This is a genomic window from Psychroserpens citreus (assembly GCF_055686305.1).
In genome coordinates this window covers 1,783,507-1,799,926 of the sequence record NZ_CM145999.1, presented here as the reverse complement: position 1 = coordinate 1,799,926, position 16,420 = coordinate 1,783,507, and the positions used below count along the sequence as shown (strand labels likewise).

16 protein-coding genes are annotated in these 16,420 nt (G+C 34.5%); 8 read left to right on the top strand and 8 right to left on the bottom strand.

Annotation, left to right across the window (positions count from 1 at the left end; all coding sequences use genetic code 11):
- Positions 1–77: 77 nt before the first annotated feature.
- The 3 genes from ACTU6T_RS08080 to trxA form a co-directional block, all read right to left on the bottom strand.
- Positions 78–1,007, bottom strand: a complete 930-nt coding sequence (locus ACTU6T_RS08080) for a DUF58 domain-containing protein (protein WP_460217701.1) — start codon at positions 1,005–1,007, stop codon at positions 78–80.
- 4 nt (positions 1,008–1,011) lie between these two features.
- Positions 1,012–1,557, bottom strand: a complete 546-nt coding sequence (locus ACTU6T_RS08075; protein WP_460217700.1) for a ClpP family protease — start codon at positions 1,555–1,557, stop codon at positions 1,012–1,014.
- Positions 1,558–1,637: 80 nt separating this feature from the next.
- Positions 1,638–1,970 (bottom strand): thioredoxin, encoded by a 333-nt coding sequence (gene trxA, locus ACTU6T_RS08070; protein WP_460220754.1) that lies wholly within the window; start codon positions 1,968–1,970, stop codon positions 1,638–1,640.
- Positions 1,971–2,281: 311 nt separating this feature from the next.
- Here trxA and ACTU6T_RS08065 point away from each other — a divergent pair, with 311 nt between their 5' ends.
- Positions 2,282–2,713, top strand: coding sequence for an SRPBCC family protein (locus ACTU6T_RS08065; protein WP_460217699.1), 432 nt, complete (start codon positions 2,282–2,284; stop codon positions 2,711–2,713).
- Entirely contained in the window at positions 2,703–3,029 is a 327-nt protein-coding gene (locus tag ACTU6T_RS08060) for an ArsR/SmtB family transcription factor (protein WP_460217698.1), read from the top strand. The genes ACTU6T_RS08065 and ACTU6T_RS08060 overlap by 11 nt, the downstream gene beginning before the upstream one ends.
- 43 nt (positions 3,030–3,072) lie before the next feature.
- On the opposite strand, the gene dnaE is transcribed toward ACTU6T_RS08060, so the two are convergent.
- A complete protein-coding gene (gene dnaE, locus ACTU6T_RS08055; protein WP_460220728.1) occupies positions 3,073–7,458 on the bottom strand; it encodes a DNA polymerase III subunit alpha in 4,386 nt (1,461 codons plus the stop codon).
- Positions 7,459–7,627: 169 nt separating this feature from the next.
- The gene (locus ACTU6T_RS08050) at positions 7,628–8,317 is read right to left on the bottom strand and encodes a DUF6252 domain-containing protein (RefSeq protein ID WP_460220727.1); all 690 of its coding nucleotides are present in this window, start codon (positions 8,315–8,317) and stop codon (positions 7,628–7,630) included.
- 176 nt (positions 8,318–8,493) lie between these two features.
- Between ACTU6T_RS08050 and ACTU6T_RS08045 the strand changes: the two genes are divergently transcribed.
- The 3 genes from ACTU6T_RS08045 (at position 8,494) to ACTU6T_RS08035 (ending at position 10,385) form a co-directional block, all read left to right on the top strand.
- Positions 8,494–9,009, top strand: a complete 516-nt coding sequence (locus ACTU6T_RS08045) for a 30S ribosomal protein S16 (RefSeq protein WP_460220726.1) — start codon at positions 8,494–8,496, stop codon at positions 9,007–9,009.
- 139 nt (positions 9,010–9,148) lie between these two features.
- Complete coding sequence (gene rimM / locus ACTU6T_RS08040) at positions 9,149–9,679, top strand: ribosome maturation factor RimM (protein WP_460220725.1); 531 nt, start codon at positions 9,149–9,151, stop codon at positions 9,677–9,679.
- Positions 9,672–10,385: a tRNA1(Val) (adenine(37)-N6)-methyltransferase gene (locus ACTU6T_RS08035; protein ID WP_460220724.1), complete on the top strand. Its 714-nt coding sequence runs from the start codon at positions 9,672–9,674 to the stop codon at positions 10,383–10,385. The genes rimM and ACTU6T_RS08035 overlap by 8 nt, the downstream gene beginning before the upstream one ends.
- Here the strand turns inward: ACTU6T_RS08035 and ACTU6T_RS08030 are convergent, their stop codons facing one another.
- On the bottom strand, positions 10,386–11,264 hold the full coding sequence (locus ACTU6T_RS08030) for a dimethylarginine dimethylaminohydrolase family protein (protein ID WP_460220723.1): 879 nt from the start codon (positions 11,262–11,264) through the stop codon (positions 10,386–10,388). It lies immediately after the preceding gene.
- Between the two features lie 4 nt (positions 11,265–11,268).
- Complete coding sequence (locus ACTU6T_RS08025; RefSeq protein ID WP_460220722.1) at positions 11,269–12,576, bottom strand: amino acid permease; 1,308 nt, start codon at positions 12,574–12,576, stop codon at positions 11,269–11,271.
- 72 nt (positions 12,577–12,648) lie between these two features.
- Between ACTU6T_RS08025 and ACTU6T_RS08020 the strand changes: the two genes are divergently transcribed.
- From ACTU6T_RS08020 to ACTU6T_RS08010, 3 genes are all read left to right on the top strand, one after another.
- On the top strand, positions 12,649–13,737 hold the full coding sequence (locus ACTU6T_RS08020) for an aromatic ring-hydroxylating oxygenase subunit alpha (RefSeq protein WP_460220721.1): 1,089 nt from the start codon (positions 12,649–12,651) through the stop codon (positions 13,735–13,737).
- A gap of 159 nt (positions 13,738–13,896) precedes the next feature.
- Positions 13,897–15,075, top strand: a complete 1,179-nt coding sequence (locus ACTU6T_RS08015) for an acyl-CoA dehydrogenase family protein (RefSeq protein WP_460220720.1) — start codon at positions 13,897–13,899, stop codon at positions 15,073–15,075.
- Positions 15,076–15,182: 107 nt separating this feature from the next.
- A complete protein-coding gene (locus ACTU6T_RS08010; RefSeq protein ID WP_460220753.1) occupies positions 15,183–16,079 on the top strand; it encodes a metallophosphoesterase family protein in 897 nt (298 codons plus the stop codon).
- Here ACTU6T_RS08010 and ACTU6T_RS08005 read toward each other — a convergent pair.
- The gene (locus ACTU6T_RS08005) at positions 16,076–16,408 is read right to left on the bottom strand and encodes a 2Fe-2S iron-sulfur cluster-binding family protein (RefSeq protein WP_460220719.1); all 333 of its coding nucleotides are present in this window, start codon (positions 16,406–16,408) and stop codon (positions 16,076–16,078) included. The genes ACTU6T_RS08010 and ACTU6T_RS08005 overlap by 4 nt on opposite strands.
- Positions 16,409–16,420: the final 12 nt, after the last annotated feature.

Here is a 16,420-nt window from a genome sequence, read left to right as displayed (position 1 = left end):
TTGCTTAATTGCGAGGGCAAATATACATTCGATTTTTAATATCACAAACAATTTTGAACAATTTTTGACAAAAAACTTCAAATAAATTTTTGTCGCTCTACCATATAGGTTGTTAAAATTTTATCAAAGGGTTTATTAATATCAGCCTCTACATATTTAATTTGATATTGACCACATTTTAATCGAATACTCTTAAAGTAATCATCTACAGCACTTTCGTAGCCTTCTTTAATCGTATCTGGATATAAATTAATGTATTCATTCGTTTCTACATCAATAAAACGTTTAGGTGTATTATCAAAATCAAACTTTACTTCTTTAGCTTTATCTATTACATGAAATAATACCACTTCATGCTTATTATATTTTAAATGACGTAGGGCTTCAAATAGCTTTACATCATCTGTAGACGTTTGAAACATATCTGTAAAAAAGAATATCAATGATCGCCTATGCATATTTTCGGCGATTTGATGTAAATAGGTATACGTCTCTGTTTGCTTGTTCAATTGTTTTGAAATGACCATTTTTCCTAATTGACCTAGCAACATCTGGTGATGACGTTCACTCCCTTTCTCAGGAGCATAATAATCGTAAGCATCACTATAAATACTTAAGCCTACAGCATCTCGTTGCTTTTTTAAAATATGCATCAATGATGCCGAAGCTAGGGCAGAAAATGCAATCTTATTTAAATTGGAAATATTGAAATCCCTTAGCTCGGGGTAATGCATCGAACTACTGTTATCCACAATAAGATGACACCTCAAATTGGTTTCATCATCATAACGCTTAGTGTACAGTTTATCTGTCTTTGCGTATAACTTCCAATCAATGTGCCTCGTACTTTCTCCTTGATTGTAAATCTTGTGTTCGGCAAACTCTGCTGAGAATCCGTGAAACGGACTCTTATGCATTCCAGCTATAAAACCTTCAACTACTTGCTTTGCTAGTAGTTCTAAATTTTTAAAGCCTCCTGCTTTATTAAGTTCTGCCTGTAAGTTCATCAATTTACTTTAGAATACCATCGACAATACCGTAAGCTTTAGACTCCTCTGCTCCCATCCAATGGTCACGATTAAAATCTTTCATCACCTTGTCAACATCCTGACCACAATTATCTGCTAATATTTGAGCACTTAACTCTTTAGTTTTTATAATTTCTTGAGCCGTAATTTCAATATCGCTCGCTTGTCCTCGTGCTCCTCCACTTGGTTGGTGAATCATTACTCTCGCATGTGGCTGAATAAATCGCTTACCTTTAGTCCCTACAGACAGTAAAATAGACCCCATTGAAGCTGCTAATCCTGTACAAATTGTCGATACGTCACTGTTTAAAGACTTTATACAATCATACATCGCAAATCCGGAGGTAACATAACCTCCAGGGCTATTAATATATAACTGAATATCTTTCGTTTCTAAAGCATCTAAGTATAATAATCGATCAATGACATGTTTGGCCGAATCGTCATCTACCATTCCCCAAAGAAACACTTTACGATCTTCTAATAATCTACTATCAATTTTATCTTGCGTTTTTGCTGTATCGCTCATAGTATCATTTAATTTTGATTAAAAATAAAAAAAGGTTTACCATAATGGCAAACCTTTTATCATTTCTTTTAGAATATATCTTATAATAAAGAATCGATAGCTTCAGCATAAGCAGCTTTAGGAGCTACACCTACTTGACGTCCAACAACTTCTCCGTTTTGAAAAATCAAAACCGTTGGGATGTTTCGTACACCATATTTAGCAGCAAATTCTTGATTTGCATCTACATCTACTTTACCAACAACAGCTTTACCGTCGTATTCTGTACTGATCTCATCAATGATTGGCCCAACCATTCTACATGGCCCACACCAAGCAGCCCAAAAATCAACCATAACTGGCTTATCACTATTTAATACTGTTTCTTCAAATGTTGCATCTGTTATTTCTAATGCCATAATTATATTATCTATGTGTTTAACTTCGTTTTTTTGTAATACACAAAATTAGTCAAAAATTTTGCCAAACCTTACAAACGCAGTATTTGTTTTGATTATATAGTTATAGATTCATTATATACCCTTTATTTGGGCGTAACCCTTTTCCGCTATAGCTCCAAACGGTCAGGCTTTTCGTTATATCTTTTTTTACAAAAAAAGGATGTCACTACAATCCTTTACGCAAAACAGCTTGCTCAATACGCAACCAAAAAGTTGCTTATTGAATATATTTACACTACATTAGCAACCCAAAAGTTGCATATTAATCAAAAAACGAATATAACATGAAAGACAAAATCTCAAAAGAAAAAGTATTTAATCATCCTATCGACAAAGTATGGGACGCTATTACAAAAGCAGAAGAAATTTCAGCTTGGTTCATTCAAGCCGACTTTAAAGCAGAAAAGGGTTATCAGTATCTTTTTACGTCTGAACCAAACGAAAAAGGCTGTACAACCATTAGCGGAATCGTTAAAGAAGCTAATCCTTATGTATTAGTCTATACTTGGATAGTTGCAGACACCGAAATTGAAACCACAGTCACCTGGAAACTCGAGTCAGTTTCAGAAGGTACAAAACTGTATTTAGAGCATTCAGGTATTTCAAACTATGCTGGAGATACGGCAGTTGCTATGTTTGAAAGTTTTAATGGCGGATGGGACAACTGTATCAACGAATTAATTGCTTATTTAAAACAAGAAGTAAATGCAAGATAGAATAACCACCTTATTTAAAGCTGTTTCAGACCCAACTAGGCGTGAGATTTTTCACGCCTTAGTGATTGCAACATCAGCATTGTCAATCACACAAATATCAAATCAATTTGATATGAGTAGACAAGGAGTTACTAAACACATCAAAACTTTGGAAAATGCTGGACTAGTACAGCTCGATCGTCAAGGTCGTGAACGCTTTTGTAATGCCAATGCTAAACCTTTACAAGAATTGAATACGTGGATCAAATTTTATGAGCAATTTTGGGATGATTCTCTAGATAGCTTAAGTGATTATTTAGATAATAAAGCAATTTAAGAATTTGCAATATCGTATACTCATATTTTAACTAAAGTTTCAGTTAATTCAATTTATACATCACATTATTGTTTTCCAATTCGTTAAGCAATTCTTGTGATATCTTGACTTTCTGCTTACGACTAGGCATATTCAATTTTATCTTATCATCATTATCATAAATGATAAAATTTAAGGCTTTTTCTCCCTGATGTAATCTAAATAAATCTTGAAGAATAGCAATACGTTGTTCTTCCAAATCTCTAATATTTAATTGTATCGACAACTTTCTAGCATATGCATCCATCACATCATGCAACAATTGAAAACTATTAAATTGTAATCTAGGATCACTCTTTTTACCTGTATCACGATTCACCCAACCTTCTCTTATAAACGTTTTGACATAGACAAAACTATTTTTTACTAAGAAATGTCGAAACTTTAAATACTCTTCTCCAAAGATTCTAAACTCATAGCTATCGGTATAGTCTTCAACCATAAATAAAGCCCATCCTTTACCTTGTTTACTTACTCGATGCTGTATATCTGTAACTACACCTCCAAAAGTAATTTCGCGATTCACATAGTTTTCTAACTCATTAAAAAGCGCTAGACTTCCATTACAAAAAGTTTTCATTTCCACTTTAAAATCATCTAAAGGATGTCCAGAAATATAAACTCCAACAACTTCTTTTTCTTGTGCGAGTTTTTCCATGGTTCCCCATTCTTCACATGGCGGGACGATAGGCTCTGCAATTTGAACGTCGCTCGTAGCACCAAACAAGCTTACCTGAGCTGAATTCTCATTTTCCTGATGTTTGGCTCCATATTTTATCGCTTTCTCTAAAAAGGTAATGCCATCACCTTCATCATGAAAATATTGTGCTCTGTGTGTATCTCCAAATCCGTCAAAACCACCAGCCAAAGCTAAATTTTCAAAGGCTTTTTTATTAGCTGCTCGTAAATCAATCCGTTTAGCCAAATCAAAAATAGATTTATAATGACCATCTTCTTTTCGGTTAGCAACAATCGTTTTAACGGCTCCATGTCCTACACCTTTTATTGCTCCCATTCCAAAACGCACAGCACCATCTTGATTTACAGAAAACTTATAATAGGATTCATTCACATCTGGCCCCAAAACAGCTAAACGCATACGTTTGCATTCTTCCATAAAAAAGGTCACTTGCTTAATGTCATTCATATTATTAGACAATACAGCTGCCATATATTCAGCAGGATAATGAGCCTTCAAATACGCTGTTTGATAAGCAATCCAAGCATAGCAAGTTGAATGCGATTTATTAAATGCATAACTCGCAAAGGCTTCCCAATCTTTCCATACTTTTTCTAAAACTTTTGCATCATGCCCATTTGCACTCGCCTGTTCTATAAATTTAGGTTTCATTTTGTCAAGTACAGCAATCTGCTTTTTTCCCATTGCTTTTCTCAAAACATCGGCTTCACCTTTAGTGAAATCAGCTAGCTTTTGGGACAGTAACATCACCTGCTCTTGGTAGACTGTAATTCCGTAGGTCTCTTTTAAGTACTCTTCCATTGCAGGAAGATCATAATCTATCTCTTCATCACCATGTTTACGACGTACAAAACTTGGAATATATTCCATAGGACCTGGACGATAGAGTGCGTTCATAGCAATCAAATCTTCAAAAACCGTAGGCTTTAAATCGCGAAGATGTTTTTGCATTCCAGGAGATTCATATTGAAATACACCTACTGTTTCTCCTCTTTGGAATAAAGCATAAGTATCTTCATCATCTAAAGGAAAACTTTCTGGATCTAGTTCAATACCATGTTTAGCTTTCACAATTTTAACTGTATCCTTTATTAAGGTTAAGGTTTTTAGTCCTAAGAAATCCATTTTGAGCAGTCCAGCATCTTCAACTACAGAGTTATCAAACTGAGTAACGTATAAATCGGAGTCCTTAGCTGTTGCAACAGGAACAAATTTGGTGATATCATCTGGTGTAATAATCACACCACAAGCATGAATACCTGTATTTCGAACAGAGCCTTCGAGTGTTCTTGCTAAGTTAACTGTTTCAGATTCTAAATCGTCACCATCAGCTATATTTAGTAGTTGGTTGACTTTTTCCAAATCTTCAGCCCTAAACTTCTTACCTAGTTGTTTTTCATCAAGACCAAAAATCTTATTCAATTTTGACATAGTCGGAATCAACTTTGCAATACGATCAGCATCAAACAGTGGTAAATCTAAAACTCTAGCAGTATCACGAATAGAAGACTTTGCAGCCATGGTTCCATAAGTAATAATTTGCGCTACTTGATTAGCACCATACTTTTCTATTACATAATCCATCACACGACTACGGCCTTCGTCATCAAAATCGATATCAATATCTGGCATACTAATACGATCTGGGTTTAGAAAACGCTCAAAAAGCAAATCGTACTTTAAAGGATCAATATTGGTAATCCACAAGCAATAGGCTACAACCGAGCCTGCTGCCGAACCACGACCTGGTCCAACAGACACATCCATATTACGAGCTTCACGAATAAAATCTTCAACAATTAAGAAATATCCAGGATAGCCAGTATTTTCAATAACGCTAAGCTCAAAATCTAAGCGTTCAATAATCTCATCGGAAAGCTCGCCATAACGTTTTTTAGCACCTTCAAAGGTTAAGTGTTTTAGATAGGCATTCTCGCCTCGTTTTCCTCCATCGGCTAAATCAGCATCATCTTTAAATTGATCGGGAATATCAAAAGCAGGTAATAAGACATCTCTTGCTAATTGAAACGCTTCTACCTTATCAACGACTTCTTGAATATTTGTAATTGCCTCTGGTATATCCCGAAATAAGGCTTTCATTTCTTCAGAGGATTTAAAATAATATTCTTGATTTGGTAGTCCATAACGATAGCCTCTCCCACGACCAATAGGCGTAGCTTGTTTCTCTCCATCTTTTACACACAATAAAATATCATGTGCATTTGCATCCTCTTGCTTACAATAATAAGTGTTATTTGTCGCTACAATCTTTACATCATGCTTTTGAGCTAATTTTATCAGTACTGGATTAACACGATTTTCATCTTCTTGATTGTGTCTCATCAATTCAATGTATAAATCATCTCCAAAAGTACTTTTCCACCAAATCAAGGCTTCTTCAGCTTGATTCTCCCCTACATTCAATACTTTACTTGGAACTTCACCGTAAAGATTGCCAGTTAAACAAATCAAATCCTCTTTATAGGTTTCAATAAGTGTTTTATCAATTCTTGGTAGATAATAAAATCCATCTACAAAGGCATGAGATGATAGTTTAGCCAAGTTATGATAACCTTTTTTATTTTTGGCAATCAACACTATTTGATAGCCATTATCTTTTCTGGTTTTATCAGTATGATCTTCACAAACAAAAAACTCACAGCCAATGATGGGTTTTATTTCTTTTAAGTCTAAAGTTTCTCCTTGCTCTTTGGCTTCGGCAAGTTTAGCTTTAACTGATTTATTATGATTATTTACGGCTTTTACAAAATGAAAAGCTCCCATCATATTCGCATGGTCAGTTAACGCAACAGCAGGCATTTGATGTTTGGCAGCTACGTCAACTAAATCTGAAATACTAATTGTTGATTGTAACACCGAAAATTGAGAGTGGTTATGTAAATGCACAAAATCAACATCGACAAGACCAGAGATATTTTGTTTGATTTCTGCTTCGGAAATCTCATTTGTTTGGAGCTTTTGAAGACGTTCATTAATCTTCGCACTTTCCTTTTTTAAATTAATATGTTTTAAGCCAATAAGCTGAATCGGTTGTGGATTATTCTCATTAAAATTTTGAAAATAATCAGGCTCAACATCTAATTGTTCATTAGTATACTCTCCTAAACGAATCAATTCAAAAAAGCAGCGTGTCGTTGCTTCTACATCGGCTGTAGCATTATGTGCCTCTGCAAAAGGTGTATTGAATAAAAATTGATGAAGTTCTGTTAAAGTTGGTAATTTAAATCGTCCTCCTCTACCACCTGGAATTTTACACAATTCAGCAGTGTGTTCAGTACAAGTATCTAAAACTGGAAGTTCTTGTAACTGATTTGCTAGATCTTCTCTCACAAATTCGGCTCCCATTATATTTAAATCAAATTTTACATTTTGACCAACTATAAATTTTGTTTTTGAAAGGGCCTCATTAAATTTTCCTAATACTTCCTGAAGCGTTACACCTTGTTCCTCTGCTAACTCTGTAGAAATGCCGTGAATTTTTTCGGCATCATAAGGAATATTAAAACCTTCTGGTTTTACCAAATAATCTTGATGGTCAATACAATTCCCCAACTCATCATGAAGTTGCCAAGCAATTTGAATACATCTTGGCCAATTATCAACATCAGTAATTGGAGCATCCCAGCGTTTTGGAAGCCCTGTAGTTTCGGTATCAAAGATTAAATACATGTAATTCTATTTGAATTTTCAAGTCAGCATTTTCCGAAGAAAACTAAAAAAGTAAGTCCATAAAATTACGAAGAAAGTATGCTTTTAGAAAAGGAAAGTTATAAACAGTTTTGAACAAAAAAACGCAACCAATGTGGTTACGTTTTTCTTAGTTGTTATGTTAACACATTTATGGAATACAATCTCCAAGAGCATCTACAATAGCTTGAGCACTCCCATCATCACCACAGGTGTCAATTTTATTTATTAAAGCTGTTTTGTAGGCATTACAAAGATCTGTATACTCAGGCATAGTTTCATCAACTGCGCTGAAAGCAGCACCTGTATTGTCTACTAATTGAGCAAGTTCTAAACAAAGATTACCATTACCAATAGCAACTAATCCTCCAAGTAGTGATACGCGATGAAACACGCCCTCATTAATATTTACAGATTGTAACCCATCAGCTGTGTAGGCATAAAACCAAAACGTGCCAGATATTTTTTTTGGCGTTGTACCTATAATATCACTCACTATAATTTGTCCTTCAGAAGGATAAAGAGAAAGGCTTGGATGAGGACTATTAGCAGTAGAATACACAACCCCATTAGCATCTTTAACAATAGCGACATTTGAAGAAATATCACCTCCTAAATTATAGGTTCCAGATGTATCATTATTAGTAATTAACTGTATGGTCTCAATATTATTACTTCCTTGGATTAAAAACCCTCCAAAGTCTATATCAGCAGCATATGAAGACGCTCTCCATGCCTCTCCATTATAATTTCCTTGCATAGCAGGAGAATTAAATTCTACTTCATCACCACAACTTAATATCGTCAATATTGTTATAAATAATAAGGCTAACTTTTTCATTTTAATTTGGTTTCGTTACTGCTTTCGCAAAATAAATAACGGTTTAAGAGTACCAAAAGTATAATAAAATTTCAATATTACTTAATTTCAAATAAAATGTTGAGAATTAAATTATTGTATTATCTTTGCGCCTCATTAATAATCGAGGTCGTGAACCTCACAAATTAATTACACATATGCCTGTAAAAATTAGATTACAAAGACACGGTAAAAAAGGGAAACCTTATTATTGGATTGTTGCAGCAGATGCACGATCAAAAAGAGATGGTAAATACTTAGAAAAACTAGGTGCTTACAATCCAAACACTAATCCTGCAACTATTGAATTAAATGTTGACGGAGCAGTTCAATGGCTTCAAAACGGTGCACAACCAACTGATACAGCCAGAGCAATTTTATCTTACAAAGGTGCATTGCTTAAAAACCACTTAGCTGGTGGTGTTACTAAAGGTGCTTTAACTGAAGAGCAAGCTGAAGCTAAATTCAACGCTTGGTTAGATGAAAAAGCAGCGAAAGTTCAAGCGAAAGAGGCTGGTTTATCTGAAGCTCAAGCAAAAGCAAAAGCTGAAGCATTGGCAGCTGAAAAAGCAGTTAACGACGCTAGAATAGCAGCTGCAGCTCCTGTTGTTGAAGAAGCAACAGAAGAAGCTCAAGCAGAAGGTGACGTTGCCGCTTCAAACGAAGAAGAATAGAAATTTATTTTTTTATACTTTTAAACCCTGACAGTATTGTCGGGGTTTTTTTGTCAACAATATTAGGCTGAGCGTAGTCGAAGCCATAATCTAAAGTATACGTCAACACTTCGACTGCGCTAAGTGTGACATAAGAGTTATGAATAAAAAGGATTGCTTTTTTTTAGGTAAAATTGTTAAAAAATACAGCTTCAAAGGGGAAGTATTAGTAAAATTAGATACTGATGAGCCAGAACTTTATGAACACATGGAATCGGTCTTTGTAGATCTTAGAAATAACCTTGTACCATTTTTTATTGAGTCTTCTCAACTCCACAAATCTGAACTATTGCGAATAAAATTTGAAGATGTTGACACTGAAGAAGACGCAGATACTCTTATTAAAAGTGGATTATACCTACCACTTGAATTTTTACCAAAACTAGACGATGATAAATTTTATTTCCATGAAATTATTGGCTTTAAAGTAGAAGATAAAAATTTTGGTCATGTTGGAATCATAAAGTCAGTTAATGATTCTACAGCACAATCTCTTTTTGAAATAGATCGAAATGGTATCGAGGTATTAATCCCTATGAATGATGAATTCATCTCTAAAGTTGATAAAAAAAATGAGACCATTTTTGTTCATACGCCTGAGGGATTAATTGATTTATATCTAGATGAATAAGCCTTTCCAATTCAAACAATTTTCTGTTAATCAAGATCAATGCGCAATGAAAATTGGTACAGATGGTGTATTGTTAGGTGCATGGACTTCCTTAGAGACTAATCCTTTTTCAATTTTAGATATTGGAGCCGGAACAGGTGTTTTATCCTTAATGCTAGCACAACGAAGCCATGCAGAACTTATTGAAGCTATAGAAATTGATGACAACGCTTATGAGCAATGTGTTGATAATTTTGAACAATCACCATGGAATGATCGTTTATTTTGCTATCATGCATCATTAGAAGAATTTGCAGAAGAAATTGATGACAAATACGACTTAATTATCTGTAATCCTCCTTTTTATTCTGAAACTTATAAAACCGAAAACAAACAACGAGATTTAGCTCGTTTTCAAGATGCCATGCCGTTTAAGCACCTCTTGGAAAGCGTCGTAACTTTATTATCAAAAAACGGATCATTTTCAGTAATAATCCCATTTTCTGAAGAATCTTTTTTTATAGATCTTGCCCAGAAATTGGCCCTATTTCCGAAACGCATAACACATGTCAAAGGAACTTCTTCAACCAACATAAAAAGAAGTCTTATTGAGTTTTCTTTTATAGAATCAAAATTTGAATCTGTTGAGTTAATTATTGAAACCGAACGTCATCAATACACAGATGACTATATCAATCTGACTAAAGATTTTTATTTAAAAATGTGACTAATAACTTCTTAACAAAGGACGTGTTAAGCAGGTAGGACCTCCTCCTCCTTTTACACTAATATCAACCCCTTGATACGTAGCAACCTCACATCCTTTTTGTTCTAATAACTGTTTTGTTATTGGGTTACCGTCAACCATTATGCATTGTCTTGGCGCAATAGCAAGAACGTTACATCCCATCGATTCGAATTCTTCTTCAGGAACTTCAATAAATTTAAATCCTCTATCTAATAATTCATTTCTGAATTTAATCGGCATTAATGGTGAATAAACAACTGCTAGGTCTTTAGCTATCGGACTTAAAATTGACATTAAATGAAACACATCTTCTTTTCCTTTATAGTGTGGTAATTCTACAACTATGATTTCGATTCCATTAGGTTCGAGAAACTGTTTTAATTGCTTTATTCCATTTTCATTAGTCCTATAGGTATGCCCAACAGCTAATGTTTTTTCATCTAACCAAGTTACATCACCTCCTTCTAAAGTTCCTGGAGCAACTATTTCGCCAAGAATTGGAATATTATTTTCAATGAATTGTGTTTTTTGCGATTGCGGTTCATTAACACGTCCACCTTTTCCCATATTACAAATGATCATTCCAAAATCTGTTGCAATTGAAGCATCTCTACAATAAATAGAATCAATAGTCACAGAGGCATCTTCTAGGAAATATCTCAATTCTGTTTCCGAATATTTCAATAATTTCAGGAATATGTTATACTCAAAAACTGCTTGATTAAAATCTGGCGGCTCTAAATAGTTAAGCTCATGCCACTGTTCGTTTATATTGTTTTGAGAGATAAAACCGTTAGCAACAGATTTAATATATACAGTTTGTAATTTCAAATATTCAGAATGATGAGTTGTATTCATAAACCTATTTTATACGTTTATTCCATTGCATAATAACATAGACAGGAATGCCACATAATAATAAAATTAATCCATAAAGTGTACTTTCTTCTCCTGCCCCATAAATAGCCCAAATTGAGTAGGCAATACCCAGCAAGCTTAAAGTTAATGCTTTTATCCAGTTTTTAACTGGAATCTGCCTTTCAATTAAAACAAGAATATATGCCGCAGATACAAACAAATATGGAATAAGGTTAGAAAATACAACAATGTTAGCAATAAATGTAAATTGGTCTACAAGTCCATCAGATAAATTCATTAACATTATAAAAGTGGTAAGTAAACTTCCAATAATCAATCCAAATACAGGAGCATTTTTTTTGTTTTTTCGTCCAAATATTTTAGGAAATAGTTGGTCTTGAGAAGCTGCCATTGGGATTTGTCCCGTAAACAATATCCCTACATTAAGACATCCAACTGCAGAAACTACAATTCCTCCAGCCACAAAATACCCGCCAGAATCTCCTCCAATAAGTCTTGCGGCATCGGCAAATGGCGAGGGAGACGAAGCCAAAACATCCATTGGTAAAACACCAAAAAGTACAAACGTACTTAATATATAAACCAAAGCTACAATAATTGTCCCTATCTGAGTTGCCTTGGGAATGATCTTCTCTGGATTGCTAATATCTGCCGCAGGAATAGATGCAGATTCTAGACCTATAAAAGCGTATAAAGTTGCAGCAGCAACAATAGGTATTATTGAAAAATCACTTTCACCAGTTAAATTAAATGCTGGAAAATTATTAATATCAAATAAAAACAAACCTGCTATAATTACAAAAAAAAGCGGCAATAGTTTTAATACAGTTGTTATCACTTGAAACCTGCCAGAATCCTTAATCCCTCTTGAATTTATCCATGCAAGAACCCAAATTAAAGCCACACCTGTCAATACCCTAATTATACTGTGGCTTTCAAGTATAGGAAAAAAGAAACTTAAGGCACCAACAACAGTAATGGCAAGTGCTGCATTACTAACCCAAAGTGATATCCAATAACCCCAAGCTACTAGAAACCCTATGAAATCACCAAACCCAGCTCTAGAATAGGCATATGGACCTCCACTTTTATCCTTAATGATTCTACTAAAATTACCAAATATCTTTGCCAATATTAACGCACCAACGGTTGTTAACAACCATCCAAAAAAGCTTATACTTCCGTAAGGAGCGAGAACTGCAGGTAGGACAAAAATTCCAGCACCAATCATACCGCCTATTACGTATGATGTTGTCGTTATTAAACCTATTTTTTGTGATTTTGAACTCATTTATATTCATTTAAAAAGATAGATTTAATTATGTAAATTAGGTGCACGAACGAAAGTACAACTATATTTTTTATGAAAACGAATTATTATATTGATCCAGATATCAAAAAAGCTGAGACATTACCAGCTTCTTTTTATAAAGATAAAGCTGTATTTGAAGCTACGAGAGATCATGTGTTTTTAAAGTCTTGGCAATGGATTGGTGACGAAAACTTAGTTCCTTTTCCTCAGTCGGTTCATCCCTTTGTACTATTAGATGGCTACCTCACAGAACCACTAGTATTAACGAAAAACAAACAAGAACATATTAATTGCCTTACAAATGTTTGCACACATAGAGGAAATCTTGTTGCTTTACATTCTGGCAAATCAAAAAAACTAACTTGTTTTTATCATGGCAGACGATTCAATCTCAAAGGTGAGTTTGAATATATGCCTGAATTTGAAACTACAGAAGATTTCCCAAGACCTTGTGATAATCTACATCAATTTCCATTAAAAAAATGGGGCCCTTTTTTATTTGCTGGACTCAATCCTACATTTGATTTTCAACAAGTCATTAATAAAATGAATGAACGTGTGGATTTTCTACCATTTGATGATTTTAAATACAACTCATCCCTCTCACAAGACTATTTAGTACATGCCAATTGGGCGTTATATTGTGATAATTATCTCGAGGGATTTCATGTTCCTTTTGTCCATCCAGATTTAAATGCCGTATTAGATTATGGAACTTACAAAACAGAAGTTTACGAGTATTGCAATTTACAAATTGGATATACCGATAATGCAGAAGAAGTTTTTGATTTACCGAAAGACCATATAGACTATGGGAAAAATGTTGGCGCCTATTACTATTGGGTATTCCCTAATATGATGTTTAATTTCTACCCTTGGGGTTTATCTGTAAATATTGTAAAACCAATTGATATAAATAGAACAAAAGTGTCTTTTCTGTCGTATGTATTAGATCCCTCAAAATTAAATCAAGGTGCTAGTCAAGATTTGGATAAAGTACAGAGAGAAGACGAGTTTGTTGTTGAGAATGTTCAAAAAGGTGTTCAGTCTTCTTTTTATAAAGCTGGACGATTTTCTCCAACGAGAGAACAAGGTGTGCATCATTTCCATTATTTATTGGCTAAGTTTTTAAATTCATAAAAAGCACTTTAAATTACAATATTTATCTACTAAAATCTTCTCTTTAAATTGTCAACTGAAAACGTTTTCGTTACTTTTGTAACTCAAACAAATTAAACATCAAACTGGCTTAAGCGTAACGACAGTATTTGATTTTTACAAAACAATAAAATTCCACAGATGAAACCAGATTTATTCGAAGCACCAGATTATTACAATCTTGATGATTTACTTTCTGAAGAACATAAATTAGTACGTGATGCTGCAAGAGACTGGGTAAAACGTGATGTTTCACCCATTATTGAAGAGTATGCACAAAAGGCAGAATTCCCAACTCAAATCATTGATGGCTTAGCAGAAATTGGAGCTTTCGGACCTTATATTCCTGTCGAATATGGAGGTGCTGGATTGGATCAGATTTCCTACGGATTAATCATGCAAGAAATTGAACGTGGTGATTCTGGAGTAAGAAGTACTGCTTCGGTTCAATCCTCTTTAGTAATGTATCCTATTTGGAAATATGGTAACGAAGCACAGCGCCAAAAATATTTACCAAAATTAGCTTCTGGAGAGTGGATAGGATCTTTTGGATTAACAGAACCTGATCATGGTAGTAACCCAGGAGGGATGACTACCAACTTTAAGGATATGGGAGACCATTATCTTTTAAATGGAGCAAAAATGTGGATTTCCAATGCGCCTTTTTGTCAAATCGCTGTCGTTTGGGCAAAAAATGAAGAAGGCCGTATCCACGGACTTGTCGTTGAGCGTGGTATGGAAGGTTTTACAACTCCAGAAACACACAACAAATGGTCATTGAGAGCGAGTGCTACTGGAGAGCTCATTTTTGACAATGTAAAAGTACCTAAGGAAAATTTACTTCCAAATAAATCAGGTCTTGGTGCTCCTTTAGGATGTTTAGATTCTGCTCGTTATGGAATTGCTTGGGGAGCTATTGGTGCTGCCATGGATTGTTATGATACTGCTTTGCGTTATAGCAAAGAACGTATCCAATTTGGAAAACCGATTGGTCAATTTCAATTACAACAAAAGAAACTCGCTGAGATGATTACAGAAATCACAAAAGCGCAAATGCTTACATGGCGATTAGGTGTTTTACGTGAAGAAGGAAGAGCAACATCAGCGCAAATCTCCATGGCGAAACGAAACAATGTAGATATGGCAATTACTATTGCCAGAGAAGCACGTCAGATGCTTGGTGGTATGGGTATTACTGGAGAGTACAGTATTATGCGTCATTCAATGAATTTAGAAAGTGTAATTACTTATGAAGGCACACACGACATCCATTTATTAATTACTGGATTAGATATTACCGGTTTAAATGCTTTCAAATAAAACACGTTCTATTTAGTTTTCTGAAATTGATAACATATTTTAAGAAAATATAAGATTTGCAAAATGCTTCTCATTATTGGGAAGCATTTTTTGATTACATTTACTTTATGTCTTCGAAATCTAGATTAGATCGTGCTTACAAACATGCTAAAGTTGTCTCGTTTGATAACTCTAGTAAATTTGTTCTATTTAGTGATTGCCATAGAGGAGACAATAGCTTTGCAGACGATTTTGCAAACAATCGAAATATTTATTTTCATGCTTTAAAACACTATTATGCTGAAGGCTTTAGCTATTGTGAACTTGGTGATGGCGATGAACTTTGGGAGAACTTATCCTTTGAATCCATTTTTAATGCGCACAAAAATGTCTATATGCTCATGAAACTTTTTCATGAACAAGATCGCTTACATATGATTTGGGGAAATCATGATATGGTTTATCGTGACCCTAAATATGTAGAAAAATACTTGTCCACCTATTTTGATCCTAAAATTGGCGAAGATGTCGAATTGTTTTGTGATATCAAATACCACGAAGCCGTTGTTTTAAAGCATACCGAAACAGGGCAAGAGTTATTCTTAACACATGGTCATCAAGCCGATTGGTGGAATTATCTCTTTTGGAAATGGAGTCGTTTTATGGTTCGAATTCTATGGAAACCTTTGAATGTTATGGGAATTGCAGATCCTACAAGTCCAGCGAAAAACTACAAGGAGTTGATAAAAGTAGAACGCCGCACTAAAAAATGGATTACAGACAATAATAACCTTATTACTGTTGTAGGTCATACACACAGACCGCGGTTTCCTGAACCAGGTGATATCGCATTTTTTAATGATGGAAGTTGTGTTCACCCAAGAAGTATTACAGGTATTGAGATCGAAAATGGAGAGATTTCACTCATCAAATGGCAAATTGCTACAACTGACGATGGAACTTTAAAAATTGTAAGAATTTTATTGGAAGGGCCTCGAAAATTAATAGATTATAAAACAGATTAACTCTCTGGAGCCAACTCCACTTCTAAGCCTTCCATATCAGACGTCATTTGAATTTGACAACCTAATCTAGAATTATCTTTGACATAAAATGCTTCGCTTAACATTGCTTCTTCATCGTCTAGCATTTCAGGAAGTTGATGTTCTGAATTGACATAACACTGACAAGACGCGCACATGGCCATACCACCACAAATACCGATAGTTCCTTCAGGAGCTAACTCGTACGACCGAACAACTTCCATCAAATTCATTGCCATATCTGTTGGTGCCACTACTTCATGTGTTACGCCATCACGATCTGTAATTTTTATGTTTATATCTTTCTCCATTGTAAAGACTAT

What these genes read in the sequence shown, in the direction of transcription:
- ACTU6T_RS08065 (WP_460217699.1), top strand. Translation starts at nt 2,282, where the DNA reads ATGAAAGACAAAATCTCAAAAGAAAAAGTATTTAATCATCCTATCGAC.
- ACTU6T_RS08005 (WP_460220719.1), bottom strand. Translation starts at nt 16,408, where the DNA reads ATGGAGAAAGATATAAACATAAAAATTACAGATCGTGATGGCGTAACA.
- ACTU6T_RS08020 (WP_460220721.1), top strand. Translation starts at nt 12,649, where the DNA reads ATGAAAACGAATTATTATATTGATCCAGATATCAAAAAAGCTGAGACA.
- ACTU6T_RS08045 (WP_460220726.1), top strand. Translation starts at nt 8,494, where the DNA reads ATGCCTGTAAAAATTAGATTACAAAGACACGGTAAAAAAGGGAAACCT.
- ACTU6T_RS08010 (WP_460220753.1), top strand. Translation starts at nt 15,183, where the DNA reads ATGTCTTCGAAATCTAGATTAGATCGTGCTTACAAACATGCTAAAGTT.
- dnaE (WP_460220728.1), bottom strand. Translation starts at nt 7,458, where the DNA reads ATGTATTTAATCTTTGATACCGAAACTACAGGGCTTCCAAAACGCTGG.
- ACTU6T_RS08080 (WP_460217701.1), bottom strand. Translation starts at nt 1,007, where the DNA reads ATGAACTTACAGGCAGAACTTAATAAAGCAGGAGGCTTTAAAAATTTA.
- ACTU6T_RS08050 (WP_460220727.1), bottom strand. Translation starts at nt 8,317, where the DNA reads ATGAAAAAGTTAGCCTTATTATTTATAACAATATTGACGATATTAAGT.
- ACTU6T_RS08060 (WP_460217698.1), top strand. Translation starts at nt 2,703, where the DNA reads ATGCAAGATAGAATAACCACCTTATTTAAAGCTGTTTCAGACCCAACT.
- ACTU6T_RS08025 (WP_460220722.1), bottom strand. Translation starts at nt 12,576, where the DNA reads ATGAGTTCAAAATCACAAAAAATAGGTTTAATAACGACAACATCATAC.
- ACTU6T_RS08035 (WP_460220724.1), top strand. Translation starts at nt 9,672, where the DNA reads ATGAATAAGCCTTTCCAATTCAAACAATTTTCTGTTAATCAAGATCAA.
- rimM (WP_460220725.1), top strand. Translation starts at nt 9,149, where the DNA reads ATGAATAAAAAGGATTGCTTTTTTTTAGGTAAAATTGTTAAAAAATAC.
- ACTU6T_RS08015 (WP_460220720.1), top strand. Translation starts at nt 13,897, where the DNA reads ATGAAACCAGATTTATTCGAAGCACCAGATTATTACAATCTTGATGAT.
- ACTU6T_RS08030 (WP_460220723.1), bottom strand. Translation starts at nt 11,264, where the DNA reads ATGAATACAACTCATCATTCTGAATATTTGAAATTACAAACTGTATAT.
- ACTU6T_RS08075 (WP_460217700.1), bottom strand. Translation starts at nt 1,557, where the DNA reads ATGAGCGATACAGCAAAAACGCAAGATAAAATTGATAGTAGATTATTA.